The 26,340-nt window shown below is 49.6% G+C and carries 25 protein-coding genes; 8 read left to right on the top strand and 17 right to left on the bottom strand.

Going from position 1 to position 26,340, the window contains the following annotated elements; genetic code table 11:
• Positions 1–514: 514 nt before the first annotated feature.
• Positions 515–1,726 (bottom strand): S-layer homology domain-containing protein, encoded by a 1,212-nt coding sequence (locus tag B1728_RS09540; RefSeq protein ID WP_079909960.1) that lies wholly within the window; start codon positions 1,724–1,726, stop codon positions 515–517.
• 212 nt (positions 1,727–1,938) lie between these two features.
• Positions 1,939–2,391 (bottom strand): ferritin-like domain-containing protein, encoded by a 453-nt coding sequence (locus B1728_RS09535; protein ID WP_079909959.1) that lies wholly within the window; start codon positions 2,389–2,391, stop codon positions 1,939–1,941.
• Between the two features lie 186 nt (positions 2,392–2,577).
• Between B1728_RS09535 and B1728_RS09530 the strand changes: the two genes are divergently transcribed.
• Entirely contained in the window at positions 2,578–3,741 is a 1,164-nt protein-coding gene (locus B1728_RS09530) for a glycosyltransferase family 4 protein (protein WP_079909958.1), read from the top strand.
• An 83-nt stretch (positions 3,742–3,824) separates the two neighbouring features.
• Here B1728_RS09530 and B1728_RS09525 read toward each other — a convergent pair whose 3' ends face one another.
• The 8 genes from B1728_RS09525 to B1728_RS09490 form a co-directional block, all read right to left on the bottom strand.
• A complete protein-coding gene (locus B1728_RS09525) occupies positions 3,825–4,946 on the bottom strand; it encodes a CgeB family protein (protein WP_079909957.1) in 1,122 nt (373 codons plus the stop codon).
• Between the two features lie 48 nt (positions 4,947–4,994).
• Positions 4,995–6,149 carry a glycosyltransferase family protein gene (locus B1728_RS09520; RefSeq protein WP_079909956.1) on the bottom strand — a complete coding sequence of 385 codons (1,155 nt, stop codon included), beginning with the start codon at positions 6,147–6,149 and terminating at the stop codon, positions 4,995–4,997.
• Complete coding sequence (locus B1728_RS09515; protein WP_079909955.1) at positions 6,146–7,279, bottom strand: CgeB family protein; 1,134 nt, start codon at positions 7,277–7,279, stop codon at positions 6,146–6,148. The genes B1728_RS09520 and B1728_RS09515 overlap by 4 nt, the downstream gene beginning before the upstream one ends.
• 85 nt (positions 7,280–7,364) lie before the next feature.
• Positions 7,365–7,820, bottom strand: coding sequence for a dTDP-4-dehydrorhamnose 3,5-epimerase family protein (locus tag B1728_RS09510; protein WP_079909954.1), 456 nt, complete (start codon positions 7,818–7,820; stop codon positions 7,365–7,367).
• Positions 7,813–8,679: a dTDP-4-dehydrorhamnose reductase gene (gene rfbD / locus B1728_RS09505; protein ID WP_079909953.1), complete on the bottom strand. Its 867-nt coding sequence runs from the start codon at positions 8,677–8,679 to the stop codon at positions 7,813–7,815. Before rfbD ends, B1728_RS09510 begins: the two co-directional genes overlap by 8 nt.
• Entirely contained in the window at positions 8,676–9,698 is a 1,023-nt protein-coding gene (gene rfbB, locus B1728_RS09500) for a dTDP-glucose 4,6-dehydratase (protein WP_079909952.1), read from the bottom strand. Before rfbB ends, rfbD begins: the two co-directional genes overlap by 4 nt.
• A complete protein-coding gene (locus tag B1728_RS09495; RefSeq protein WP_079909951.1) occupies positions 9,695–10,417 on the bottom strand; it encodes a sugar phosphate nucleotidyltransferase in 723 nt (240 codons plus the stop codon). Before B1728_RS09495 ends, rfbB begins: the two co-directional genes overlap by 4 nt.
• Before the next feature lie 309 nt (positions 10,418–10,726).
• Positions 10,727–11,899, bottom strand: a complete 1,173-nt coding sequence (locus tag B1728_RS09490; protein ID WP_079909950.1) for an OsmC family protein — start codon at positions 11,897–11,899, stop codon at positions 10,727–10,729.
• Between the two features lie 301 nt (positions 11,900–12,200).
• Here B1728_RS09490 and B1728_RS09485 point away from each other — a divergent pair, with 301 nt between their 5' ends.
• Complete coding sequence (locus B1728_RS09485; protein ID WP_079909949.1) at positions 12,201–13,334, top strand: DegT/DnrJ/EryC1/StrS family aminotransferase; 1,134 nt, start codon at positions 12,201–12,203, stop codon at positions 13,332–13,334.
• A 144-nt stretch (positions 13,335–13,478) separates the two neighbouring features.
• On the opposite strand, the gene B1728_RS09480 is transcribed toward B1728_RS09485, so the two are convergent.
• Complete coding sequence (locus tag B1728_RS09480; protein ID WP_256865301.1) at positions 13,479–14,108, bottom strand: acetyltransferase; 630 nt, start codon at positions 14,106–14,108, stop codon at positions 13,479–13,481.
• A gap of 195 nt (positions 14,109–14,303) precedes the next feature.
• Between B1728_RS09480 and B1728_RS09475 the strand changes: the two genes are divergently transcribed.
• From B1728_RS09475 to B1728_RS09450, 6 genes are all read left to right on the top strand, one after another.
• Positions 14,304–15,074, top strand: a complete 771-nt coding sequence (locus tag B1728_RS09475) for a glycosyltransferase family 2 protein (RefSeq protein ID WP_144027817.1) — start codon at positions 14,304–14,306, stop codon at positions 15,072–15,074.
• Positions 15,075–15,081: 7 nt separating this feature from the next.
• Positions 15,082–16,230 carry a glycosyltransferase family 2 protein gene (locus B1728_RS35750; protein ID WP_144027816.1) on the top strand — a complete coding sequence of 383 codons (1,149 nt, stop codon included), beginning with the start codon at positions 15,082–15,084 and terminating at the stop codon, positions 16,228–16,230.
• A gap of 4 nt (positions 16,231–16,234) precedes the next feature.
• Positions 16,235–16,963: a glycosyltransferase family 2 protein gene (locus B1728_RS09465; RefSeq protein ID WP_079909947.1), complete on the top strand. Its 729-nt coding sequence runs from the start codon at positions 16,235–16,237 to the stop codon at positions 16,961–16,963.
• 132 nt (positions 16,964–17,095) lie between these two features.
• On the top strand, positions 17,096–17,383 hold the full coding sequence (locus tag B1728_RS09460) for a nucleoside-diphosphate sugar epimerase (protein WP_079909946.1): 288 nt from the start codon (positions 17,096–17,098) through the stop codon (positions 17,381–17,383).
• A gap of 29 nt (positions 17,384–17,412) precedes the next feature.
• Complete coding sequence (locus B1728_RS09455) at positions 17,413–17,751, top strand: alpha-helical endospore appendage domain-containing protein (protein ID WP_079909945.1); 339 nt, start codon at positions 17,413–17,415, stop codon at positions 17,749–17,751.
• Positions 17,748–18,047: a hypothetical protein gene (locus B1728_RS09450; RefSeq protein WP_079909944.1), complete on the top strand. Its 300-nt coding sequence runs from the start codon at positions 17,748–17,750 to the stop codon at positions 18,045–18,047. The genes B1728_RS09455 and B1728_RS09450 overlap by 4 nt, the downstream gene beginning before the upstream one ends.
• Before the next feature lie 220 nt (positions 18,048–18,267).
• Here B1728_RS09450 and B1728_RS09445 read toward each other — a convergent pair whose 3' ends face one another.
• The 6 genes from B1728_RS09445 to B1728_RS09415 form a co-directional block, all read right to left on the bottom strand.
• Positions 18,268–20,022 (bottom strand): DUF4214 domain-containing protein, encoded by a 1,755-nt coding sequence (locus tag B1728_RS09445; protein ID WP_079909943.1) that lies wholly within the window; start codon positions 20,020–20,022, stop codon positions 18,268–18,270.
• Between the two features lie 26 nt (positions 20,023–20,048).
• Complete coding sequence (locus tag B1728_RS09440) at positions 20,049–21,314, bottom strand: glycosyltransferase family 4 protein (RefSeq protein ID WP_079909942.1); 1,266 nt, start codon at positions 21,312–21,314, stop codon at positions 20,049–20,051.
• A gap of 78 nt (positions 21,315–21,392) precedes the next feature.
• Positions 21,393–22,340, bottom strand: a complete 948-nt coding sequence (locus tag B1728_RS09435; protein WP_079909941.1) for a GDP-mannose 4,6-dehydratase — start codon at positions 22,338–22,340, stop codon at positions 21,393–21,395.
• A 17-nt stretch (positions 22,341–22,357) separates the two neighbouring features.
• Positions 22,358–23,368: a mannose-1-phosphate guanylyltransferase gene (locus B1728_RS09430; RefSeq protein ID WP_079909940.1), complete on the bottom strand. Its 1,011-nt coding sequence runs from the start codon at positions 23,366–23,368 to the stop codon at positions 22,358–22,360.
• An 83-nt stretch (positions 23,369–23,451) separates the two neighbouring features.
• On the bottom strand, positions 23,452–24,285 hold the full coding sequence (locus B1728_RS09425) for a dTDP-4-dehydrorhamnose reductase family protein (RefSeq protein ID WP_079910161.1): 834 nt from the start codon (positions 24,283–24,285) through the stop codon (positions 23,452–23,454).
• A gap of 515 nt (positions 24,286–24,800) precedes the next feature.
• A complete protein-coding gene (locus B1728_RS09415; protein WP_079909938.1) occupies positions 24,801–25,961 on the bottom strand; it encodes a glycosyltransferase in 1,161 nt (386 codons plus the stop codon).
• Positions 25,962–26,340: the final 379 nt, after the last annotated feature.

Genomic DNA, 26,340 nt, shown 5'->3' with positions numbered 1-26,340 from the left:
TTACATCTTTATCATAGGGGCTTGAAGCAATCTTACAATACCCATTGGGGGGTGCTAAATAACTATTTGGGCGAGTACTTAGGTGATGTCTGCCATCGAAATCATACATCCATACGACCTTGTTAGGATCACGAAACCATTCGTAAAACCCACGTGGAATTTTTACATCAGTCCGGATAGCATCAAGTGCTGTGCCCTCCAGCTTAAGTTCGTAATTATTTCCTCCCTTACTTGGCATTGTTTTAGTTTTTGTTTTATCAGTTAAATCTTCAAGTTCAACTTTTACTACATTCGGTAAATCGACCCTGTAATCCGGGTAATCGAGGGTACTATATTTTGATATAAACTTATCTTTTCCCGGTGTGTTGTCCAAAGCAATAACATTAGGATCAATGTAAACCTCTCCCAACTCGTGTCTAGTTAAATCTGCTGCTTTTGTAGGGTTAAGATTTATCAGGATTGGAATTGACCACAGTATTAAAATCAAAATAGCTATTTTTCGCAACTGTTTCCCCTATTCCAAGTTTAGGTTATAGTCAATTTTTGATAAATAAATTTCATTATCAATATTTTCGCCGAGATCTTTCGCAGCAATTCTATATATGGATATATACGGATATTGCTTTTCAAATTTCCCTTTGGGAAGAAGTTGTCCAGTTACAAAACGCAAGTCCGTGTTCCCTTTTTCTAAACGAACAAGGCCGGTCATAAGCGTATTGTACTTTTCATCATAAGCGGAATACAGTGTTATATCTCTTAAATTTCCCGACTCATCGACGGAGCCGTCGTTATAAAATGGTGAAATCTGTAGTTTTGTAAAAGTGAAAGGTTGTGCAGCATCTAGATCGACGATTATATGGTTAAAGGATAGCAATGCATAACTATTTCTTGGGATATCTGAACGAAAATCAAGCTGTGACTTATAATTTGCACGCCACTTAAAATTTGTAGGAATTAGTCCCCTATTGGGGTCATTTAAATCGTCCAAATCGATAACGATATATTTTTCAACTTCAGCAAAGCCATTGGGCCCGTCATACCTTAATAAATCATCACGAAATGAGCTATATCCTTTAACATATGCATGACTAAAATACTGCGGCAGCATCGTAATCACATTCGTCTTATGCCAATAAACCTCCGCAGCTGAAATGGCGTACTTATCCTTTGGCAGGCTCGCTCCTTCCCTAATCTTCATAATCCTTCGAATCACCGTGATCGCTTGAGCCCGAGTTGTTGGCTGCTCAGGACCTAAAGTCCCTGCGTCATCCATGCCATTAATAATCCCTTTGGATGTCGCTAGGTACATCCATTTCTTGACGTCGTAATTGGCTTCACCTGTTGCCCTTACAGCAATTCGGGCCATCTCTTCCCTTGTGATCGGGTCGTTCATATGATCGGCGGGAAATTCGTCGGCGAGATGGATTCCATTAGCAACGGCTGAAGTGACATAAGGGGCATACCAGTCTTTACCGGGTCCATCCTGCTTTTTAAATTTCAGGGCATCAATCACCAGCTTCATGAATTCAGCTCGGGTTACATTTTGTTCCGGACGAAATGTGCCATCCGGGTAACCGTCAACGTACCCTTCAGCTAAAGCAAATTCAATCTGATCCTTACCCCAATGACCGTTTACGTCGGAAAATTGGGGAGCCGCACTAATCCCTCCCATAACAGATAATAATGAAGCTCCGGCAATAACGGCTGCCATCATCTTTTTCTTCATTTCAATACGCTCCTTATTCTCAGGTTGTCCTGCATCAGCTCATAAAAAAGCACCTCCAAACATAGGTATACTCCCTCTGTATGGCGGTGCTTCCGACCCAACAATTATGAAATTATACCACATCAATTCCAAAACTTTCCTATGCAGTTCGATTATACTAGATTCCTGTCAGATTTTGCAATACCCCTCAGCATAAAAACATGACTTTCGGACTATCTCATTAAAATAAGTCCCACCAGGTGGTCCGCACTATCGCTCATCCCATAGAAGAATAAATCCCTCACCCTAAGACTCGGGGTTAGCAGGTAAGTATCGCGGTACTGCCGGATGGCTTCCCTCTCCAAGCGGATTACATGCTGCAAGCCCTCCTCGTATGTGGTATAAGCACAACGTTCCGGTTGAACCGACGGCTCTTCCCCTTTTAATTCCATGTATAATGCTTCAAGCAGCTTATATTGCCTCTTCTCTTCCGTCAGCATTCGCTCCAGCTCCAAGGCTGCTTCTTCAGTTGGGGCCAGTTTGACCAAAGCAGCATAAGCGCGGATCAATGCCGCCGTATGATTGACACTCCACTGCAGCTGGAACATAAACCGGCGCAAGTCTCGATATTGCAGCTTGGCGGACATAGAAGAATAATCATCGGCAGAGGGGGATTGTGGTATCATCCTGCTTCCTCCATTCCAGTACAAGAATAGGCAAATCACTATTAGTAATAGCCTATTCATGACAGCCTGCCCATGACACCTTATTTTTTTCGGGCATAGTGTATGGAACACACGATTAAAAATCCGATCACATATAGTATGAAAAAAGAAGTATGTGCGAAAGCATCTGAATTGAGGAGGCAGTCAATGAAACTCACCATTTACAGTTCTACGCATTCGATCGGAGGCGGGAGCCGTCTGCTGGTTAACTTGGCTACGGCAATTGCCCGCCACCCCGACGTTCAAAGCGTAAGACTCATTGCCAATTCACGCAGCGGACTTCAAAATACGATAAACCGATCCCAGCATCCTAATCTGGAAGTCGTATATTACGATGGCACCGAAACGTTGCCGGCCGGCCATCCCTACCTGACCGATTGCGATCTGGTGTACGTTTTTTGGCCCCATGGTACAGAGTACCGGGATTGGAATAAACCTACGGTCGTAACCTATCATGACACGACGATTCTGGATTATGTGCCGCCGTTTACACCAGGGCCGTATATTCGAAGCTACTGGGAATCATCCAAGCGCTGGCTGGACCACTGCGATGGCATCGTCGTCTCATCCGAGCATGTAAAATCCAGGCTCATCGCTCATTTTGGAGATAGATGCAGGTGGGCAGCGGTCGTCCGACACGCCATTTCCCCTGCCCAATATTTTGAAAACGAAGAGACAAGCCGCATCTTATCGGGTTCGCTGCCAAGCCGCTATTTTATTTGTCCCGCCAACACATCACCGCATAAAAACCATTACAATTTGTTCTTGGCCTATGCTAAATTTTCCAAACGAAAAGATCATCCGCTCCTGTTGACCGGCAACAATACGGAGCAATACTGCAGTACTCCGCCGGCATGGCCTGAAATAGCCTATTTACCAACCATCGTATCCTTGATCAAGCGGCTTGATCTTAAGATAAACCAAGAATTATACCCTCTTGGAATGGTTCCCGACGATTATGTAGTCCCTCTAATCAAAAACGCTTACGCTCTTATCATGCCGAGCCTGTCTGAGGGAGGGGGCAGCTACCCGGTGGAGGAAGCCTTAAGTATGGGAGTGCCTGTCCTATGCTCGGATATTCCTGTCATGCGTGAGCATCTGGCGAACCGAAGCGCTAAGGTCGTATGGTTCCGTCCGGAATCCCCGGATTCGATCGCACAGGCGATGGAGCATCTTACGGAGCATTATGACGAGTTCAAGGCATCTGCAGTTGCAGGGATGAACGATCCTGCCGCCTCCTGGGATGACATTGCTGCGCAATATGTGTCTATTTTCCATAGCGCTATTGTAATTAAGAAGAGAACCCCCTGAGCGATCTTCCGCAAAGATCAAAGAGCCTGCACAACAGGCTCTTTGTGGTCCAATCCCGTTGCAGCTTGCCCTCGCTTGAGAAATCAGGGGTTAGCAGCCAGCATACCGAGCATGGCAGCAATTCGGTGATCGAAAGTATGCTCCCTCAGCGTCCTTTGCAGCCCTCTGCGGGCCAGCTCATTTCTCTCCTCTTCATGGCTTAAATAATATTCAATTTTGTGTACAAGCTCTTCAGCAGAGGCGTACGTAGCCAATTCTTGGCCCGGTCCGTACAAGGTGCCCAAATCCTGCCTGGCGTCCGTCAATTGAAACGCCCCGCTGCCGCAAATTTCAAAGGTGCGCGGGTTGGTCGAAAGCGCCTTGACGCCGGAGCTGTTCTTATTAAAGGTCTCATCATCGGGGGAACGGTGAAGGTTAATGACAATTTTGGCTCCGTTATAGTATTGGGCCGTTTCTTCGGGCGACAGCCATTCCGTGCGGATACTGTGGGACAGCTTGGAATAATGCTCCAGACGCTCCCACCACCATCCGAAAATCTTTACATTCTTTCGGGCCAGGTAAGGAGCGATGCGGTCAAAGAAACCCACTCTATGCCAATACGCGCTCCCGATAAAGCAAACGTCACTAAAGTAGCCGGTATGAACCCTTAGCGGACGGAAAACGGCCATATCGACGGCTAGAGGCAAATGGAACACCATCGGGCACCCCTGCATCCGGTAAAACTCTACGCAGCTCAGCTCATTGGTGAATACATAATCGTAATGCGTAGACATTGATCTTGTAATATCCGAATAATAGGGGTCATCCGAAAACCATATGGCCGTTTTGCTTCCTTGGCTGCGAATCGAATGCATAATCTCCGGCGGTACATTCATGCCGAGCAAGACGAGCACAAGCTGCGGCTTCCATTGGGCCGTCAACAGGAGAAGGTCGTCCTGGGGAGAACAGACATGAAGCTCCCTTACTTGATTTTGCAGCGCCTTCACCACGGCCAAGTCGATAGGAGAGAAAGGAAACCCCATCCCTGAGGTGACACAAAGCACAGAAAGATCATGAACCGCCGTCTGTAGCGGAACATGGGAACGAATTATCGCTTCATTGCGGCCCAGCCGGAGACCGTAGTTCCAGCCAAGCTTGTAGCCTGCCCTACTTCCATGTAATCTCCCCCGCCTCTGCTGCGGGGTTAATTTTCGTATGACAGTCATTTGTTATCCTCCTAACCTTCGTGACGGGATAGCAAGCAGTCCAGTAGTCTATCCATAGATAACGCTGAGCAAACGGGAGATTCTTTGTTTATACGTATGCTCGCTCATTGTTTTTCGAAGGGCCCGCAGAGCAATCTCTCGGCGTTCCTCCTCATGCTTCAAGTAATAATCACATTTCTCCTTCAGCTCTTCCGGACTTGAATATGTGACAATCTCTTGGCCCGGCGTATAGAAATAGCTTAAATCATGCCGGATGTCCGTGAGCTGCAGGGCTCCACAGGCACATATGTCGAAGGTTCTGGGATTGATGGACAGCGCGGGAATGCGTTGGGAATTGTAGTTATGCTGGTCGTCTTCATGGGAACGATGGAGATTGATGACGATCTTGGAAGCATTGTAATAAGCGGCGGTGTCCTGGATACTCATGCATCGCTCCAGGCTGATTTTCGAGCGGAGTCTGCGGTAGCTTTTCAAACGATCCCACAAAAAGCCGGAAATGAACGTCTTCTTGTTCGCCAAATAGGTGGAAACCTTATCGATGAAGTGCACCCGGTTCCAAAATGCAGTCCCAATAAAGCAAATGTCCTTGCTATACGATAAATTCACATGCTGCGGCCGAAACATCGCCTCATTCACCGCTAGAGGCAAATAATGAACCTGCTGGCATCCAACCGTTTGGTAATAAGGAACAGCCCCCAGTTCATGCGTAAAAACATAATCGAAATGAGGGGCTTTCTGCAGCGTCACATCAATAAAATAAGGATCTTCGGCAATCCAAACGCAGGTCCGGATCCCCATCATGCGAATGGCGTCGATGTGCTCTATTGGTAGATCAAAAATGCCGTTCAAAACAAATACCAAATCAGGTTGTACCTGTTTGGCTACTTCGACGATGTTGTCCATTGGTGCAGCTACGGATACTTGCCGGACCTGGGCCTGCAAGCCCCCGATGATTCCTTGATTAATCGGCTCATGAAATTGTCCGCCCTCGTAAGCTTCTATCACGAACAGCACATGAAGATCACGAATCAGCTGAATTCCTTGTGCCGCCTGAATGGCTTGCAGGATCGCTTCGCTTCTTCCAAGATGATAGCCTCGCCTCCACCCCGTGCGAAAACCTTCCCTTCTGCCTTTTATCGTACCCATGCTTACGGTTGGAACGGCACTTTTTTTCCTAGTAGAACGGGCAAGTCTACGCCTCATACCAAACCACCTGTTTCGTTAAAAATGGTGAGCAGCATTGCTTGCAAACGATGACTGTAAGTGTGCTGGCTCATGGTTTTATGCAGCCCTCCGAGAGCTGTTCGCCGTCTTTCTTCCTCATGACGCAAGTAATAGTGAATGCGATCCACGAGCTCCTCCGGACCTGCAAAAGTGGCAAGCTCTTGTCCGGGCGTGTAATGGCTGGTTAAATCCTCCCTAATGTCCGTCAATTGGAGCGTACCGCATGCGCATATTTCAAACGTCCTGGGATTAACGGACATAGCATGGATTCTCCTGCTGTTATACCGCTCCTCGGCCGAACGATGCAAGTTGATCACGATTTTAGCCCCGATGTAGTACTTGATGTTATCATCATACAGTACCCCTTGAAGATTCACATGTTGTTTAATGGCATCATAATGCTTCAGCTGGTTCCAGCCATAACCTGCCATAAACAGCCGTACTCCTTTTAGAGCGGGGATCACTTTATCAAAGAAGGAGATCCGGTTAGGAAAAGCGGAGCCGATAAAGCACACATCCGACCGGTAATGTCTTTCGACAAATCGCGGAGCGACTACGGCCCGATCTACACCGGAAGGCAAATAATGCACATTCCCGCATCCCAGAGCCTGGTAAAACGGAACTGCATTGAACTCATGGGTAAAAATGTAATCGTACAACGGCGCCATGGAGGCCGTAATATCCGTAAAGTAAGGATCATCCATTATCCAGACCGCCGTTCGGAACCCGTGCAGGCGAAGATTAATAATTTGCTCGTTAGGCACACGCAAAATCCCATTTAGAACTAGGATTAAATCAGGGCGGAATTCGCACGCAATGGCCGTCAGATCCGATGTGGGCGGAACGACCTTCACTTCCTGGACCAGCACACTAAGCGAGTTGGCAATCCCCAGGTCCAATGTGCGAAACCCCGGGGTTCCTTCCTCCACATACATCACTTTTATCGCTCTTATTACACTCGGTATCGGCTGCACCCGGTCCAGTACTGCTTGACATCGCCCCAAATGGTAGCCGTGGCTGCGGCCGAGACGGTAGCCGTCCGCTCGCCCTTTTCTGGCGCCTTGCAGCTTTGCGGCCAAGGCACGCGATTGTATTCCATGACTGGCCACTTTGTCTACCTCCTAAAAGTTTTCCGTAGGAAAACTATCTTCGTACGCATTCGCTAAATAGTTTTCCCTAGGAAAACCCGCTTATTTATCGATTTCGTGTCTGCCAATCGAACCCGATAGACGCATCATTCCAGTCTATACGGAATTCATCCGGCTGCTTGGGGTCATAGGCCATATTCGTGAAATACAGGATGGTGGCCGGTTGATTGCCGAGCACCCTGTAGCCATGCGCAACTCCGCGCGGAATGAACAGCAGATACCTGTTATGATCTCCCATATAGTACACGTCCGTCTGCTTGTAAGTCGGCGAATCGGTTCTCATATCGTGCAGCACCACTTGGGCGTTCCCCGAAGGGAAGAACCAGATATCATCCTGCTTCTTATGATAATGGAATGCCTTGATGACACCCGGATATGACATGGAGAGAGAGGCCTGCCCAAACCTTCCATAGATGGGGTCATCCTCCCGTAATATTTCCATAAAATACCCTCTATCGTCGCTGTGGAGCACAAGATTTTTTTTCAGAACACCTTCAATCATCAGCCGGTTCCTCCAATACAAAATCATTATGCAAAAAGTCGTTCAAAGCATCCTTCCAATCCCGAAGACGCGGAAGGTGGTTCAACCGGATAGCAGAGTCGTCAAAAACGGAGTATTCGGGCCTTTGAGCAGCAGACGGAAAGCCTGCCGAGCTAATGGGAACCAGCTTCACGTGATGCCAATTCAAAGCTTGAAAGATCGCTTGAGCGAACGCGTACCTCGAGCATTGCCCCCTATTGGCAACATGGTACAGCCCATAGCAGTCCGTTTGCATCAAGTACTCGATAAATCGTGCCAAATCGAGCGTATAGGTCGGTGAACCGAATTGATCGGATACGACCTTAAGCTCCCCGTGCTGCCAGCCTAATGAAATCATTTTTGTAACAAAATTACTGCCGTTTTTGCCGTACAGCCAGGAAGTACGCAAGATGAAATATTGTCCGCTGATGAGCTCCACGAATTTCTCCGCATGCAGCTTGGAATTTCCATACACGCCTAATGGGTTAGGCCGGTCCGTCTCGATATAGGGGCTTCGCTTGCTCCCGTCAAACACGTAATCCGTGCTGATATGAACGAGCTTCGCCCCAATCTCCGCTGCCGCAAGAGCTACATTTTTCGTTCCAATCGAATTGATGGTATAAGCCTCATGGCTCTCCTGCTCCGCTTTATCCACGTTCGTGTAAGCTGCGGCATGAATGACCGCATCCGGTTTTATGTTCCTGATAGCTTGAAAAACAGCTGTCTCATTCGTCACATCAAGCTCGGCTCTCGTCATGGCTACAACCTGATGCTTGGAAGATAACACACGGATCAAATCATATCCCAGCTGGCCCCCCGCTCCCGTAATAAATACCTTCATCCTTCGGGCTCACCTCCGTCATCGTCCCCGGCATGGCCTTCAGGGACATCTCCGGCAGGTTGTTTCCACCAACCCGTGTGTAACGCGTACCAATCCACGGTTTGCGCAATTCCCTCCTGGAATGAATAACGGGGGGCCCAGCCGAGCTCCTCTCTTATTTTGGATGCATCAATAGCATATCGGCGGTCATGTCCGGGTCTGTCGGCGACAAATTGAATGAGTGTTTCCGGTTTACCCAGCCGCTTAAGTATTTCGGTGACGACCTCGATGTTGGATCGTTCGCTGTTTCCGCCAATATTGTAGACCTGCCCCGGCTTGCCGGATTCCAGCACCCGCTCAATTGCCGAGCAGTGATCCTCCACATGAAGCCAATCTCTTACATTCTGTCCGTCCCCATACACAGGAATCGGTTGATCCAGAAGCGCCCTCGTGATAATCTTGGGGATCAGCTTCTCCGGATATTGGTAGGGGCCGTAGTTGTTGGAACAGCGTGTGATCATAACCGGCAAACCATACGTTTCGTAATAAGCGCGAGCCATGAAATCCGATCCGGCCTTACTCGCAGAGTAGGGACTGTTCGGGGAAAGCGGCGTTTGCTCGGTAAAATAACCTTCCTTCCCCAGCGTTCCATACACTTCATCGGTGGACACATGGACCATACGGCGGACCCCGCATTTCCTTGCCGCCTCCAATACCCCCTGCGTACCTAACACATTAGTACGGACAAACACGGAAGCATCTTCAATGCTTCGATCTACATGCGATTCCGCCGCAAAATGTACGATGCAATCGACCTGCTCCTCCAGCATGACCCTTCCTACAAGCGCTACATCCGCAATATCCCCTTTTATAAAACGGTAATTCGATAAATGTTGCACAGAGGCAACATTGGCAGGGTTTCCGGCATACGTCAGCAGATCGTAGTTGATTACCCGATCCTTAGGATGGTTTTGGAGCCAATACAGAATGAAGTTGCTTCCGATAAAGCCCATGCCCCCGGTAACCAACAACGTGCTCATTCCGCATCACTTCCTCTCAGCTTCTCGCTTGCTTCCTGCAAGGAGTCATGGGTTCCTGCATCTGTCCACCATCCGGACAATATACTATAGGACAATTCTTTTTTGGCTGCATAGGCATTATTCACATCGGTGATTTCCAGCTCTCCTCTGGAGGAAGGCTTTATCGTTCGAATAATATCGAAAACCTGTGAATCATACATATAAATGCCTGTCACGCAGTAATTCGATTGCGGGTTTTCTGGCTTCTCTTCGATTAGTGTAATACGGCCTTCTTCCATTACCGGAACGCCATAACGGGACGGGTCCGGCACGGACTTCAGAAACACATGAGCCCCCCGAGGCTGTTTCGTGTAAGCTTCTACCGCCGGATGCAGATTGTCCTGAAAAAGATTATCCCCGAGAATCACCAGCATGCTCTCATCAGCAGGAACGAAATCCTCTGCAAGCGCCAGTGCTTCTGCAATCCCCCCGGCCTCCTCCTGGATTTTGTACGTGATGCTAACCCCCCATTGCTGCCCGCTTCCTATATATTCCGTAAACAAACCGGCGGATGGCTTGCCTATGACCAGAAGAATTTGCTTGATTCCGAGCGATACCATCTTGTCTATTGCGTAATGAATCATAGGATACTTTCCTACTGGCAGAAGATGTTTGTTAACCAAATTCGTCAGCGGACGAAGCCTCGTACCCGTACCGCCGGCCAAAATAATTCCTCTCATGCATACAACTCCTTTCCCTACAGCTTTTACCTCCAGCTTGCGCCACACACTCTAGTTAATGATATTCTCGTACACATAGGAGCATATAGACGGATACCTCACTGGAGTAAAAATTGGCTGTTGTCCGGTAGTTATGGCCAAGGAACAAAATAGCCCCACAAAGTGGGGCTGAGTCCGTTCACTAATAAAAAAAATCCCATACTCCATAAGAAGAGCATGAGATTCGGATAGGCAGGTCGGAAAGCAAACACGCCGTAATGTTGAAACCGCAATACTTGTGCGATGTTATACCGCAGCTAGATTGCTCTTTTATTGCGTCGGCTGCACGTGTACAAATGTCCTGCGAACGGTTTGTGGATCGGTTAACAGATGCAAGCTAGGGCATACTCTGGTGACCGCATTGTGCAGCTTGAGTATGGTGTCTGTAGATTCCGGCGAAACAATGTTAAGTTGATAGGATATGTTATGAAGGGAAGGCGCACTCCACGGATCATTTTGGGCCAGCTCTCCCTCGACCTCCACTTCAACCTTTTGCAGTACGATCTTTCTCTCTGCCGCCAATGCCAATGCAGTTTGAGTTACGCAGCTGCCCAGTGCCCCTAGAATCATTTCCCCTGGACTCGGCCCCCGATCATACTGACCATCCTCCGCCATGTAATTGGTCTGCACTGAAAATCCACGGAAATGAATTTCCCGCTTCCCTCCGCTCCCTTTCGCAACGACCTTAGCGGATAGCGTTTGGCTTCCCGAAGTGGAAGCTGTAGCTGGTTCTGGATCCGGCATGCCCGAGACAGGCATCGGCTCCATGCGTTCGGCCTGAGGTTCCTTATTCTCGGGCAGCATTTGTTCTTCAACTGCAGCTTGAGTCCATGGAGCGACGTACTGAGCCTTCTCCCGGAACCATAAAGTAGCGATCCATTTCTCCCCTTCCTTCAGCTCCCGCGAGCCGTGCAAGGATAGCGGATGCGTTTCATTCGTACCTTTTTTGCAATTCTCAAAAACCAATAGAGTGCCTTCCGTCGGAACAATGTCCAGGTTCAGCTCAGGAAAGTAGGTTTCGCCCCCGGCATTTGTTGAATTCAGGTACAGCAGTGCCGTGTACAGCCTTTGCCCTCCTTGATGAAAGAAGTTTTTGCCGGCTACCGTGGACAAATCATAAGTATCATAATGGGCACCGAACTTACCGCCAACGAGATATCTTGCAATCTGAAGATTTTCCGCATAATGAAGAGGCTGCCCAACGATGGAAGCGACCCGCTTACATACCCGGATTACCGTTTCATTGGCATGATGGTTAAACCAGGCAAAATCCGACTTTCTGAAATCCGAGGTTACTACCTCCGTTTGTCCTATGACTTTGGCAGGCTGAAGAGAATTTTGGGCCATTTCAATTAACTGCCGGCATTCTGCAGTGGTTACAACCTGCTCATATTTTGCGATTAACGGTTCTTGCTGATAAATAACGGAAGGCTTAATCAACATCGTTCTCCTCCAATTCAATACGGGCTACCAAAATCGCCTTTTATGCTACCCATATCATACTGTTATGCAAAATGATGTGTGTGGGTGCTTATCACGGTCTTTATCCCGAAGCCGGACAGGAGGATTATGAAATCCCTCGCTGGTTTCTTCTCTCCCAAAATGGGCCTTGTTAAGCGGTGTACCTTGACCCCGATTTCCGAGAAAGTGCATATATTATCGAATAGTCATGTTTCAATCACTTACGCGCCGTTCATTCTTTTACATGTTCCGCACGGTGCCGCCCTACTAGGAGGGATACAAATTGGGCAACTTTTATCCTGTTGCACTCCCAATCTTAAATGGCAATGAAAAAAAATATGTCAACGACTGCCTTGACTCTACCTGGATTTCCTCAAACGGCTCTTATATCAAAAAATTCGAGCAGGGCTTTGCCGAGCTGTGCACGACCAAGCACGCTCTGGCATGCAGCAACGGTACGACGGCCCTTCATCTCGCCCTGCTGGCCCATGGCGTTGGTCCGGGGGATGAAGTTATCGTGCCTACGTTTACTTTCATCGCGACGGCCAACGCAGTAACCTACTGCAATGCTAAGCCCGTTTTCGTCGACTCGGAACCGGATACCTGGAATATCGATCCCCGGAAAATCGAAGCAAAAATAACCCCGCGCACGAAAGGGATCATCGCTGTGCATCTGTACGGCCATTCGGCCGACATGGACCCGATTCTCGAGATCGCCGGCCGGCACGGCTTGTTCGTCATCGAGGACGCCGCGGAGGCCGTAGGTGCCCAGTATAAAGGACGCATGGTAGGCTCTCTTGGCCACACAGCCATATTCAGTCTATTCGGCAATAAAATACTGACCACCGGTGAAGGAGGAATGATCACCACCGACGACGATTCCATCGCCCGGACAATCGCTCTATTAAAAGGGCAGGGAATGGACCCTCAGCGTCGTTACTGGTACCCTGTGATCGGGTACAACTACCGGATGACCAACATTCAAGCCGCGATTGGCCTGGCGCAGCTGGAGCAGGCTAAATGGCATATCGAGCGGCGGATTCAAGTTGCCGGACAATATGTGGAGCAGTTGAAGGACAGCGACCTTATTACCCTGCCCGTGGAGAAGGAATGGGCGAAGAATGTATACTGGATGTTCAGCGCCGTCTTCCATGAGTTTACGGAAGAGCAGCGGGATGAGGTGATGCGGCGTCTGTACGCGTTAGGGATTGAAACCAGGCCGTTCTTTTACCCGATGCACAAGCTGCCTCCTTATCAGCATTTACAGCCAGCCGATGAGTTTCCGGTATCCAACCGCATTTGCGCTCAGGGGATCAATTTGCCAAGCTACGGCAGCCTGACGCCGGAGGATATCCAGCATATTGCGGCAATGGTTAAACAGGTCGCCGCTGAAGTGAAGGCTGCCGAACAGAATTAAGTCTATCGGCGTGTTTCCCGGACGACCCACACTAAACGAATGGATAAGCCGGATGGGTTTCAGCCTCTATTCGCCCCTAATGCCCCAAAACACCAAAAAGACGCCTCCCCTGACGAACGGGAAGCGTCTTTTTAGGTTTATAGGCTACAGCTGCCGGATGATGCGCGCCGGTACGCCGAAGGCGAGACAGCTGTCCGGTATATCCTTGACGACTACGGAACCGGCTCCGAGTACGGACCAAGAGCCAATTCGAACGCCGTCGATGACCTTGGTCCCGGTACCAAGGAACGTTCCGTCTCCTACAGTGACGGTTCCCGACAGAGTTGCACCCGGCGCCACATGACACGCCTCTCCGATCACACAGTCATGATCTACAGAAGCCTGCGTATTAATAATGCTGTTATCTCCTATTCGGACATCCGGATGAATGACTGCTCCCGCCATTACCGCAACGCCAGCCCCAAGAGAAGCTGCTTCAGCCACGTAAGCGTGAGGACTCACCGCGTTGATTAATTCATACCCCAGCTCCGTAGCTTTGCGGGCCAGCAGCCTTCGAAGCTTATTATCTCCGATAGCAATAAAGGCGTGCCGAACCCCCTGGCCGTACAGCTCCGGAAGAACCGAGTCATCCCCTAGGACAGGGACTCCTAATACTTGGGTTCCTGCTAACTGTTTATCCGTACATCCGATAATTTCCAAGGCACGGTTCGATTTCAAAATATCCATGACGACCTTTGCATGCCCGCCCGCTCCGATAATGACGACTCGACGCAATCATATGACCCCCAATCCCTATGAATTACATTATTGTATGCTTTGATTTAAATCATCTATGCACCTATCGAGCGCCCTTTTCATCCCTTATATGCTATAGCCCTCTCTCCCGTGACAAAAGTACATAAGATAACTATTGTACGAATCGATATATGACTATTTGTACTAAAACCGATGAGAGGAGTTGTACAACGAATGCGGCAAAAACGCAAATCCATGCCAGCTGCCGGCTCTCCATCCTCATCCAGGGTATCGGTTATTATTCCGGTAATGAACGAGAAGAAAACATTGCGTTCGGTGCTGAGGGAAGCCCGTAAGCTGAATCCGCTGGAAATTATCGTTGTCGCTAACGGCTCTACCGACGGGTCCAAAGAAGTAGCGCTGGCCAAAGGTGCCCGCGTCATCAGCTTCGAGCATCCTCTTGGACATGATGTCGGACGAAGTGTCGGCGCTTTGCATGCGACGGGAGATATTTTGCTTTTCATGGACGGGGATATCATAATTCCGGCAGCCCAGCTTCTCCCATTTATTCGAGCGGTTCGTCATGGAGTTGACGTAGCCCTGAACCGGTATTCCGGTCCCGTGCAGACCCAACAGGTGCATCCGGTGGTGCTCGCCAAGCACGCCTTGAACAGCATGCTCGGCCGCAGTGATTTACGCGGCTGCTCCATGACCGCCATCCCTCACGCCCTAAGCAGAAGGGCCTTGAATACGATCGGTGCGGAGCATTTATCCGTCCCTCCCAAAGCACAGACAATAGCTCTAGTCAAGCAGCTTCGGGTAGAAGCGGTGCATCACGTCGACGTCAGCACAGTGAATCCGATACGCAGAAGAAACCATGGGGTCGATCCGCTTCGGGATTTAATAGTCGGTGATCATCTGGAAGCTATACATTGGTTAGTTCAGGCGACTAACGAACGGGCTCATCACTCGGATTTAGCCAGAAATCGGTCCTTAGTGAGGTGAAACGAAATTGCAACCTGCTTATAAACGACCTAGCAAGAAAACCATTACCCGTACCCGGCCGCGAAAACGAAGGAAAGTGGCTGCCCCCAGGGGCAGAGCAAGGCTAAAGAAAAGAAACAAGCGAACGCCCCTCCGTTCGGCTGCTAGACAAAGAAGAGCCCAGCTCCTTACCGTCAGGACATCTTCCCATGCGTATCGTTCCGGCAAAGCATACGGCAAGGAGGACGGTCTGCTGTACTCCATCGAGCATGAGCCTTTCCAGAAAAAAGCGCTGAACCGTTACTGGATGAAGCATATTCCGTCACTGCATATTACCCGGGAGCCGTGGAAGCATTACGCGGAAGCCGCTAAAGGATATGTTCGGGGCTTTTTCAAAGCCAAGGGCCAGCATCCCCACGACTGGCTCCTTGTCCCCACGAATAAGACCATAGCGGCTATCGTGACCGTTAAAAATGAGGAAGAATCCATCGGGACCATCTTACAGCAATTAAACCGTCTGCCTCTGGACGAGATTTATGTTGTTGTCAACGGGTCGACCGATCACAGCTTCGAAATTGCGCGCAGCAAATCCCACGCTGTCGTCGTATCGTATCCGCAGGCTGTAGGACATGATGTCGGACGCGCCATAGGGGCCAATCTGGCACAATCGGATATATTGCTTTTCCTGGACGGCGACATTCCCATTCAGGCGGAGCAGCTGATTCCTTTTATCTATGGAATCGAAAACGGGCTGGATGTCGCATTGAACAATGTGACCCCTTTCTTATCTTCATTTGCACATTCGGATTCCGTCACGCATATGAAGCAATTTTTGAATGTCGCACTCAAACGGCCCGACCTGGCCGCCAATTCCATGACAGCCGTACCTCATGCTCTGTCCCGTAAGGCTGTGGAGACCATGGGGATCCATTCCCTAATTGTCCCCCCTAAAGCACAAGTGCTGGCGGTATTGAAGGGATTGCATATCGGTACGGGGGGAAGCATTAACGTCATTAACCGAAACAAACTGCGGGAGGGCAACGTCGGGAGGAAGAATCGAACGGCGGAGCTGATTATCGGAGATCATATTGAAGCGATCAGGCTAGCGGGTGAACGGGCTGGAGAAAGGCTGGAGTTTGTGGATACCCAACGCAAAAGAGGCTACGCAGGAGGATAATAGCATGCAAATGACCAGCATCATTATACCGAACTATAACGGGCTTCACTTGCTGAAGCCTTGTATTGCATCCATTCGGGAGCACATCAGCACGGCGTACGAAATTATTGTGGTGGATAACGGCTCGAATGACGGCTCCGTCCAGTACTGCATTCAGGAAAAGCTCAAGCTGATTTCCCTCCCCTTCAACCGCGGATTTCCCGCTGCCTGCAATTTCGGTCTTCGCATTGCCGTCGGGGATGCGCTGCTTCTCTTGAACAACGATACGCTATTTACCCCGCGAGCACTGGACCATATGCTGAGATGCCTTTACAGCTCCAGCGATATCGGCATTGTCGGACCTGTCACCAACTATGCCAGCGGAAAGCAGCAAATTACAGAGCCTTTTACTAACGTGACCGATATGGCGGAACGGTACAATCAGCCTGACTCGACAAAATGGCAGCCTACGGAGCGAGTTGTCGGACTATGCTTCTTATTCAAGCGGGAGCTGATGAATCGAATTGGCCTCCTGGATGAACGATTCTCGCCAGGACACTTGGAAGACGACGATTATTGCTATCGTGCCCGGCAAGCGGGATTTCGGCTCATGATTGCCGGAGATGCGTTTATCTTCCACCATGGAAGCGCAAGCTTCCAGAAGCAGAGCCAGGAATCGGTCCATGAGCTGCTGGAACGCAACTACGCTAAATTTATCGATAAATGGGGTGTAGACCCCCGCACCTTCCTATAAGGCAGGGGCTGCCCCTGGACCAACGGCCATGAAATTTTTTTGCAGCTGTCATGCGGTAGGCGGATGCCGTGATTTACCGGTATCCATCCGCATATGTTATGGTGGAAATCTATATGGGAAGGAGGGCAAGGAATGCAGCGGCAAATCGATGCTATCATTGACTATATGTCCATTTCTCAGCTGGAAATGGCCAAAATACTTGATGCCGAGCGCCATATCGCCGTGCTCGCCGGACAGTTTATTCATGACATTTCGCATGAAAACCCTTCTTTCGGAGATATAGAATCACTGACGGACCATTCGCTCAATGTAACGAAGAATATAGCCGCCTACCTTAACAGCCTGGCCGATTTAACGGATGCCTTGGGCGATAATCTGATTTTGGTACTAAAAGAAGTAGACTCACCGGATGAAGAATAGCCTATATTCAAGGAAAGCGAGGGTTAGCTTTGAGCAGAACGGACTCTTACCACAGGCTGCTGCAATCGTCAGCAAGCTTTCAAAAAAATATTTCCTTAATATTGGAGGCCAAAGCGCATGAAGCCGCCCGCTCCAGCCGATGGATGTGCACCCATCTGACCTCCTCGCATTTAGGCGATCACAATGATCAAGTAAAGCGTACTATCGAAATCCACGAGCAGCTGCTCGAAGTGATTGACGGCTTAACGAAGATGGAGCAGGCATTAACCAAAAATTTGCAGGCTATATTAGGAGATAGCAATGAGGACGGCAATTCAGGGGAAATTTCGGGTGATTTTAACGACTTCTTCGGAGGCAGCTCCAGATGAGGCGCCAAGAGGAAGACTTGCAAATAAAGCTTAAGCTTCACATACTGGAATCCTTGGCCCGCAGCCAGCGCGCCTTGGCCGTCATGATGGAGAGTATGTCAGAGGTCGTAAAAGACTCTCAGGATATAGCCAAGGGGCTTGCCGAGCAGATCGAATCGATCAGCCGGTACCAGCGTGAAATTGCCGTAAAGATGATTGGAGTGAAAATCCGAAGAAAGAAACGGAGCAAGCCGGTTAAGCCCTGGCTTAACCGAAAGCTTCGCCGGTTCCGGCCGACTATTTCCCTTACGAGATAGTCGGCCTCCTGCGCTCAGATGGCACAAATAACCTCACTAAGCCATCCATGCCGCTGAACCACAGGGAATAGAATTAGGGCTTGTAGAAAATTTCAGGGCCGCAGCGTTTGCGTCCGATTCAGGTAATTTACAAGGGAACCTAATTTTACGCATGCAGCTGCGGGCAAAAAAAGAGCGGGTCGCCCTTTCTCAGGACAAGCCACGCTCCTCTTTCCATTCTTTAATATCCCATTTGAATAGCTGAAATGACAGCATAATATTCGTTGGCCACATCCGTCCATTTTCGATTCAGCATGCTCTGTAACGCCTGTTTCTGCCGTACAACCAGCGGATTCCTGTTCCAGACGAGCTGCCTGATTGCCGTCTCCATCTCCGCAACGTCATAAGGATTAAAGGTAATCAGAGCATAATGGTCGCTGACAACCTCGTTAATGACTTCCAGTCTGCTGGTCGCCACCGGGGTGTCCATAACCAGGGATTCCAGGATAGGGAACGGACAACTGCCCTCGAATAGAGTAGGAACAATGGTGCCGAACGCATATTTATATAGGGACGGAATATCGTGTGAAGGCAGCCGCCCTATGAAGTTCACGCTGCTTCTTGCCTCAGCATCCGTGCAGCGCTGCAGGGCGGCTGCCATTGCGCCCTCCAAGGGCCTATCATGCTGCTGATCGGTCAAAACCAAGCGGAGCTGTGAGCTCTTGCCGTCCGGGGATTGTTTGTAGCGAAGAAAGGCTTCGATGAGACGGTCATGGTTCTTATGCAGGCGCACAACAGACGGAAACGTAATGTATGGTCCATATAGCTTATATTTCAACCGGAACTCCAGCTCCGGAGTAATTCCGAAGGAGGCATACTCCTCTGAAGGTGCGGCAAGACGAATCACATGCATCTTATGGAACGGCAGCTTCAAAAATTGCATTCCTTCATGATCCCGCGTAAAGTTGGAGTTGAAAACGACCTTTCTGGCTTTATCGGCCATTCTATATACAATATTGTCCAGACTCTGGCAAAACACAGGCTGCTCTCTGTAGTACTCATTCCTAAAGTGCATGTATACCAAATCGTGTACGCACAAAATAAAGGGCTTATGCAGCTCTAAAGCCAGCTCCATGCCGATATATGGCACCACCCAAACATCCACCGGGATATGGTGGTTCAGCCACTCCATGGAAGGAAATTTATGAACGAAGACCCGTCCCGGGTAGAGGGCCTTCAGCTTCCGGTAAGCCCGCTCCAGATCCAGATAGTTATTTTCCCTTACTGCAACATGAATAATAATATCAGGATGATGCAACAGCCCTTCAATCAACCGCATGCTGAAACGCCCAATGCCTTCACCGTCAAGCAGCTTCCCAATCGTCTGGGTATATCCCATAAATATGCCTACCTGCTTCGCTGGAAGCCCGTTCCCCGCGATCGGAACCGGCTGTACAGGTGTATTAGGCATGACGGAGGTCTCCCCAGGCGGCAGGGGGGCCGCCATCAAGGTAAGAAATTCCGAAGAGGTCAAAAAGCTCATAATAAACATCATTCTCGGGACGCCCTGTGCCAGATGCTGCAAGTGAACCTGCATGCCGCCCGGATCCGGACTGCGGTATAAAAACTCGTAATACAGAGCTTCTATAAACTGGGGGCCGTCGGCCAAGAAAAATTGGTTGACAATACTGGCCAAGGTGATGTCCTGATGCCCCGGCGGATTAGGGAAACCGAACAAACGCTCGGCCTCCCCGTTTTGAATCAATGCAGTCAATAAATCCAGCTTTTGCGTCCCTTGCGCGAGAAGCTGCATGTAGTACTGAAGCTCATGGCCATGGGGCTCCCTATGAAGCAGCTGCGAGTACAAGACCCATATAAATGCTTCCCCCTCCAGCCGAAGCAGCGCATGAATGACTCTGACTATGCGATAGTGATTTCCTTGCTGGAGAGTCCGTTTAAACTGCTCGGAGCTCTGTCTTAATCCCATCACATCCATCGAATCGATCTCCCTTACTCAGTGTACTATTGAATTAAACCTAGATGGATCAGCCGCTTTTTCACCATTTGGCCAACAACTTGGGGGGAGTACTGGGATCGGATCGTATGCTGCCCGTTCTCGGCAATCATTTGCCTCCATTCCGGATGCGCGACCAGTCTGCGCATATACTCTACCGCATGGTCGATATCCGGCTCCGCCCATTTTTGATGCGCTTCATAAGGCCCCCAATATTCCCCGACGTCTACCAATTTATAATTGACCGCGCAGGAATTTCCGGGATGCATGAAGTCGGTGTTGCCGGACCAGTTGGTGCCAATAACCGGTTTGCCCAAATACATCGCCTCGGCCAGACCCAGCCCGAAGCCTTCCGAACGGTGCAGCGAAACAAAGCAATCGATGCATTGAAGCAGCGAATTCACTTCGAGCCGGGTCATGGTCCGGTCCAGAAGGATGATGTTGTGATGTCCTGCCGCCGCCTGCCTCAGCAGATCAAGCTCGCCCGGCTTCGATTCGGGGTTGTTGACCTTGATGACCAAGGCCACGCCGGCTTCATGGTCAAACGCCCGCTTAAAGGCTTCTATTGCCGCCAAAGGATTTTTTCGTTTGTGATAGCTCTGTGTATCGTACATGGAGCAGAACAAAAAGCGGCCATGAGGCAGGCCAAAATAGTCACGATTCAGCTCCGCCTGATACCCGACCTCAATGCCGTGCGGTATTCTGACAACCGGGACCTTGGATTTCATAGAGACACTGTCAAGGACGAAGGTTGAAGGCACCCACACTTCCTGCACGACATCGAAGCCCTTGCAGTACACTCTCGGATACTCGGGCAGCTCCCAATGCCAGTAGCCTATATTGTACTTGTTCCTTGTCACGCGGTCGCCAAAATGTCTGGCCGCCCGCTTGATCATATCCCCGTTAATATGGAAAATATTCGTGTTATATACCGCTTTGTCCATTTCCTTATAGGACCAGGTTGTATCTTCTGTACGAACATCATGTTTCGCTTTGTAATTCATGATGCCAAAGGGGATATCCGTATTGACGAGAGCCCTGGCCCCAAGGCGCGCCGATTCCCCTATCCCCGTCTCCGCCCGAATGAAGCCTATCAGGTTAACCCCTCTAATAGAAGCGGAGAACGGCGACTTAAGACTTGGTCTGCCCTGCTTTGGTTTCGGCCATTTTTTCAGACCGAGCACTTTACGCTTGGCCGGCTGCCGTTTGCGCAATCGAATCCGTTTGCCCGCCGCCGTTTTTTTGACCGCGCCTGCCATCTTTCGTGCTTTCATCGCTCGCCCTCCCAATCTCTGCACAGTGAAAAACGGAAGTAAATCTGCTATTAGGGATAAAACAGCCTTGCTGCACGGTTATGGCTGCATTCTCCAATAATTCAGCAAATCCTCCAGCGTTTGGTCAAACGGTATTTCCGGCTTCCAGCCCGTTTGCTGATGAAATTTGGTGTAGTCACCTAGCAAGATCTCCACATCCGAAGGGCGCAGGCGCGACTCGTCTTCCTTGATTTCAATTTGCACCTTGCTGAGAGCCAGCAGTTTATTCAATACCTCTTGTATGGTATAGCACTTGCCGGATGCGATATTATAGGTTTCTCCCGGCACTCCTTTGTTTACGGCAAGCCAGTAAGCTCTCACAATATCTCTCACGTCCGTAAAATCCCGTTTGGCCTGAAGATTGCCGACATACAGCACAGGCTGCTTTTTCCCTTTTTCGATATCGGCGATTTGCTTGGAAAAATTCGAGGTGACGAAGTTCTCCCCCCGGCGGGGTCCCGTATGATTAAAGGTGCGGGTCAGCACGACGTTTAACCCATAGCTTTTGTTGTATTGATATCCGAGAAACTCCTGCGTCACTTTGCTGACGGCGTAAGGGCTTAATGGGCGAAGCGGGTTGGTTTCCTTAATCGGCACTTCATGCGGTTCCACATGGCCGTATTCCTCGCTGGAGCAAGCAATCTGTATTTTGCAGTCCAGATTGGAGCGTCTCACCGCTTCGAAAATATTGACCTGGCTCGCAACGTTATTATGAATCGTATCCATAGGCGAATTCCAGGAGGTCGGGACAAAGCTTTGGGCAGCCAGATGAAAGATCAGATCCGGTTTAACGTCATGGATTAGGCTCTCTACCGAAAACGGGTCTCTGAGCTCACACTCCACGAGGCGAATGTCCTTCAAATGCTTGATGTGATCCAATCGGCTTCTTTGCCGGATTGTGCCGATGACTTCAATTTGATTAGCCAGCAAATATTCCGCCATATGACTGCCGACAAACCCGGATATTCCCGTAACTAACACTCTCATAGAAGTAGGGTCCTCCTTTAGTATTCCAGTAGTTTCAGCACATCTTTAATTTGCTGTTCCTGGGATTTATGACACACCAGCAGCCCATCGGGCGTAGACACTATGATGACGTCCTTGATGCCGATCACCACCGTTTTATGGTCTTCCGTGTAGATGATGCTGTTCTCCGTATAGGTGGCGCTGACGTCCCCCATCACGATATTTCCTTTGGAGTCCTTCTCAAAAATACGCTCCAGCGAAGTCCAGGAGCCCACATCATCCCACTCGAAATGGACAGGGATCGTATAGATGGTCGTTGCCTTTTCCAGGATCGCATAGTCGATCGAGATTTTGGGCAGACGGTGATAAACCTTCTCCCAATCGCCGCCGCAGCTGGACAGCAGCCCCCACATCTCTTTTTGAAATTTGGTCATATAATAGGCAATTGTCGAAGGCTTCCAAACAAAGATGCCGCTGTTCCAATACATGTTTTTTTGTTGAAACAATTTTACCGCTTTATCCAGCGGAGGCTTTTCAATAAATGCCTTGGCCAGTACGGCTCCCCCGCTATCAGGCTCCTCCGTCTCGATATAGCCGTATCCGGTTTCCGGCCTCGTCGGTACGATCCCCAGGGTGACGATGGAATGACCGCTCTCGGCAACGGCTTCGGCTTGAAGCAGCGCTTCCCATAGTCGTTTATCATCGGGAATATATTGATCCGAGGGGGTTGTTACAAGCACCTCATTTTCCCCCTTGGTCATAAAATGCAGCGCTGACAGCGCAATGCAAGGTCCTGTATCCTTCGGCTCAGGCTCCAGCAGGATCTGGGCCAAGTCCAGATCGGGAAGCTGCTCCTTGACCGTTGCGCTGTACTCGCGTGTCGTCAGTATATAGATGGAGGCTTTCGGTACCCATTGGGCGAATCTGCGATATGATTGCTGCAGCATGGTTTCCTCAGAGGTTAATGAGAGAAACTGTTTTGGCTTGCGCTTTACGCTCCGGGGCCAGAAGCGGGTACCTTGCCCCCCTGCCATAATGACAATTTTCATTGTGCTGTCCTCCTTAGAAAAGCAAAACTTCCTTCGTAAAGCATCCGCCGGGTTTGGTTGGTCCCGAACCCCGCGCATTAGCCTTACCCCCCGCTCCGCATCCAATCTCGCAGCTCCGTCAACATAACCGAGTATGGCGCCACTTGATAACCGACGTCCCGGCGCGTGCTTCTGAGCGTCCGGTCCAATTCCACTGCATCGTTAGGCTGTATCCGGATGTCCGATCGGCCGAACAAACGCTTGATGGATAACAGCAAATCATATTTGCTGATCTTCTCCGGGGCCGTCAGATGAAGAATCCCATTCAATCGCCGTCCATGCTCCACGACAAAATGAATGAATTTGGCTAGCTCCAGCGAGGTTATCCCGTTCCATGGCACATTGACGAACCCTCGGACTTCCTTTTGCCGTAAAAACCAGTCAAGAAGACCGATCCCGTTTCCGCCCTCCGGTCCAATGAGAGATACCCGAATCGTCAGATGGGAGGAATCACGAATTTCACCTAACGCCTTGGTTTTGGCATACACGGAGGTTCCCTCAGGAACGTGCCTTTCCTCGTAATCCCCTCTGGTTCCCGAGAATACACCGTCGGTGCTCAAATGAATCAAGCGAATGGTTCGCTCCTTTGCCAGCTTGGCTAGCTGATGAGGCAGCAGGCCGTTCACCCGGTACGCGGTAATCTCATGCAATCGGGCCATGTCATTGATAATACTCGTTCCATTCACGATAACGTCCGGGGCTACGATGTCCACTAATTTTTCAACCATAACTTCATCCGTCGGGTCCAAAAACAGCCCCTTCCGCTCCCGCCCCTTGAGCTTGGTTGTATAATAAACTTCATATGAGGTCTGTTTGTACAAATAAGGAACCAGAACGCGGCCAGCGATCTCTTCACCGCCAATGACCAATATTCTCATAACTTCAGCTTCCTTCTCCAAGTCAGGGCTTCCTGCCGCCCTAAGCAAAACTCAAAGCTTATAACGTGTTTCCAACTTTAGAATGGATGCGTGATGCGTGTCGGTTAAGTACAATATATTACATAGGCAACTACTGCGTAACGTCGCATGTCCCTGTGTTAATGTACAAATTACCTTAGCCGCCCTCTTCCATTCCTAAGTTATTCCCGCCATCTCCAATTCGGTTTTATTGCCCCTCTTTAAGACCTTGGGCAAAACCGGTGTTAAACCCCTCGTTGTACTTTTGGTCAAATGCCTCATTGTACGCCTGACGGTATGTCTTTTTTAACGGAACCTTTCTTACGGGCCTATGCCTTTTCCTCCTGGCAGCAGGAGCGGGGCGTTTCACTTTCCTTTTCACTCGAGGTCTCGCCACCGCTTTCCTTATCCGCTTCTTTACCTGCTTTTTGATTACGCGCGTTTTTTGTTTTCGCATGATGTTCTCCCCTCCTATGGATTGCAAATGGAATGATTCATTATGCGGAATAATAGGATTTGAACGCATCATAAAATACGGCGATATACTGTTTGGCTATATCGTCCCAGGATGCGGATGGATCGTTCATCCCTGCTATTGCCGAATTCTTATAGTGATCATAGTGGTCTGCCAGATGCTCGAACGCTCTGGTAATGGAATCGGGCGACTCCGGATCAAACCATACGACATCCGCGCTCCGGTTGGATAAGTGCTCCCGCATCACCGGGATATCCGAGCATAGGACTGGCACTCCCAAAGTTAGTGCTTCTTCTACCGGATAGCTTCCCCCTCCCTCCGAAAGGCTTGGCATAATGAGGGCATATGCATTTTTAATTACAGGGGCGACATAGGAATCGGGCACTAGCCCCAGCGGATAGATGTCTTTTAGCGGCTTCAAACCGAGTCTGTGGATGAGGGATATAAGTGTTGATTGATAAGGAGCGTCAGGCCAATTGGGCGGCGTCATTCCAAGCTTCTCCGTACCATATCCGAACAATACTAAAGGATGCTGATGCCTATGGGCCCATCCATTGTATCCTAGCAGCAAGTTATAGTGGTTTTTATGCGGGGATGTGTTAGCCGGGTAGACAAAGTAAGGAAAGGGCAGCATCGTTGCCAGAGATGCATTCAAGGCCGGATCTACAGTAGGCTTCATCGGCAAAATGGCATGACGGATAATGGCGGCCGACCGGCATCTTTCTCCGAAATGAGCTATGATTCTGGACTTTACATGCTCTGAAGGGACAACGACTTTGGCACTGCGCTCGAACCAAACGGCATATTGCTGCCAATGGGCTCTAATGACGGAGCCCCCGACGAACGGGGGAGCAAAATCCAAAATCGTGGCATCATGAAACGTACAAACCACAGGCTTCTTGACGTCGACAAACTGCGGACCGTGGGGCCAAAACGCATAGACAACATGGCAATCCCGCAAATATGGATGGTTCGGATCGCTGCGAATATCCTGTTCCTCATAATAAATTTCAATATTGTTATATTCCCTCATCTGGATGCGATCCTTGAACCCGGTTTGCGCGGAGATCACAACCCGAACCAATTGAATATTCGGCTGTCGCGCGATTGCGGTAACCAGATTGGCCAGCAGCCTGCAGCCCCCGCCAACGGAAACCATAGAGCTCCATATTAATATTCTCATCACAATGTTCCTCTCTTCTGCCACTGCTTATTTCAAAGAGCATAGCAGGAGCTTATTGCGGAAATACCTAGTGATAACATATGCGTTAGCCTTTATCACCTAATGGACGCTTATCTTGGATTCCCAAAAAAGGCGGATGCCCTTGGAAAAAAGCCTCTACGGAGTAGAGGCTTTTGTTAAGAAACCTGCGACAATGGAAAATAGCACCGGTACCCCGGTGGGGTATCCCCCTCCGGCCACTGTTGTTCTCGGAAAATTTTGATTAAATTCGCTCTACGCCGGGTATTTTCCGAGAACAAAGGCGGACGCTACCGCTCCTCCAAGGGATACCCCACCTATTACCTTTCGCTTTTTTCTAGATGAATAGGTCTCTCAACAC

This window comes from Paenibacillus sp. 32352, assembly GCF_002042965.1.
Taxonomy (GTDB): Bacteria; Bacillota; Bacilli; order Paenibacillales; family NBRC-103111; genus Paenibacillus_S; species Paenibacillus_S vulneris.
Note: the sequence above shows the minus strand (reverse complement) of the source record. Positions and strands in the feature narration are given on the sequence as shown.

Excerpts from the sequence above, each read along its gene's own strand:
- B1728_RS09540 (WP_079909960.1), bottom strand. The coding sequence starts at position 1,726 with ATGAAGAAAAAGATGATGGCAGCCGTTATTGCCGGAGCTTCATTATTA.
- B1728_RS09535 (WP_079909959.1), bottom strand. The coding sequence starts at position 2,391 with ATGATACCACAATCCCCCTCTGCCGATGATTATTCTTCTATGTCCGCC.
- B1728_RS09530 (WP_079909958.1), top strand. The coding sequence starts at position 2,578 with ATGAAACTCACCATTTACAGTTCTACGCATTCGATCGGAGGCGGGAGC.
- B1728_RS09525 (WP_079909957.1), bottom strand. The coding sequence starts at position 4,946 with ATGACTGTCATACGAAAATTAACCCCGCAGCAGAGGCGGGGGAGATTA.
- B1728_RS09520 (WP_079909956.1), bottom strand. The coding sequence starts at position 6,149 with ATGAGGCGTAGACTTGCCCGTTCTACTAGGAAAAAAAGTGCCGTTCCA.
- B1728_RS09510 (WP_079909954.1), bottom strand. The coding sequence starts at position 7,820 with ATGATTGAAGGTGTTCTGAAAAAAAATCTTGTGCTCCACAGCGACGAT.
- rfbD (WP_079909953.1), bottom strand. The coding sequence starts at position 8,679 with ATGAAGGTATTTATTACGGGAGCGGGGGGCCAGCTGGGATATGATTTG.
- rfbB (WP_079909952.1), bottom strand. The coding sequence starts at position 9,698 with ATGAGCACGTTGTTGGTTACCGGGGGCATGGGCTTTATCGGAAGCAAC.
- B1728_RS09495 (WP_079909951.1), bottom strand. The coding sequence starts at position 10,417 with ATGAGAGGAATTATTTTGGCCGGCGGTACGGGTACGAGGCTTCGTCCG.
- B1728_RS09490 (WP_079909950.1), bottom strand. The coding sequence starts at position 11,899 with ATGTTGATTAAGCCTTCCGTTATTTATCAGCAAGAACCGTTAATCGCA.
- B1728_RS09475 (WP_144027817.1), top strand. The coding sequence starts at position 14,304 with ATGCGGCAAAAACGCAAATCCATGCCAGCTGCCGGCTCTCCATCCTCA.
- B1728_RS09465 (WP_079909947.1), top strand. The coding sequence starts at position 16,235 with ATGCAAATGACCAGCATCATTATACCGAACTATAACGGGCTTCACTTG.
- B1728_RS09460 (WP_079909946.1), top strand. The coding sequence starts at position 17,096 with ATGCAGCGGCAAATCGATGCTATCATTGACTATATGTCCATTTCTCAG.
- B1728_RS09450 (WP_079909944.1), top strand. The coding sequence starts at position 17,748 with ATGAGGCGCCAAGAGGAAGACTTGCAAATAAAGCTTAAGCTTCACATA.
- B1728_RS09445 (WP_079909943.1), bottom strand. The coding sequence starts at position 20,022 with ATGGATGTGATGGGATTAAGACAGAGCTCCGAGCAGTTTAAACGGACT.
- B1728_RS09440 (WP_079909942.1), bottom strand. The coding sequence starts at position 21,314 with ATGAAAGCACGAAAGATGGCAGGCGCGGTCAAAAAAACGGCGGCGGGC.
- B1728_RS09435 (WP_079909941.1), bottom strand. The coding sequence starts at position 22,340 with ATGAGAGTGTTAGTTACGGGAATATCCGGGTTTGTCGGCAGTCATATG.
- B1728_RS09430 (WP_079909940.1), bottom strand. The coding sequence starts at position 23,368 with ATGAAAATTGTCATTATGGCAGGGGGGCAAGGTACCCGCTTCTGGCCC.
- B1728_RS09425 (WP_079910161.1), bottom strand. The coding sequence starts at position 24,285 with ATGAGAATATTGGTCATTGGCGGTGAAGAGATCGCTGGCCGCGTTCTG.
- B1728_RS09415 (WP_079909938.1), bottom strand. The coding sequence starts at position 25,961 with ATGAGAATATTAATATGGAGCTCTATGGTTTCCGTTGGCGGGGGCTGC.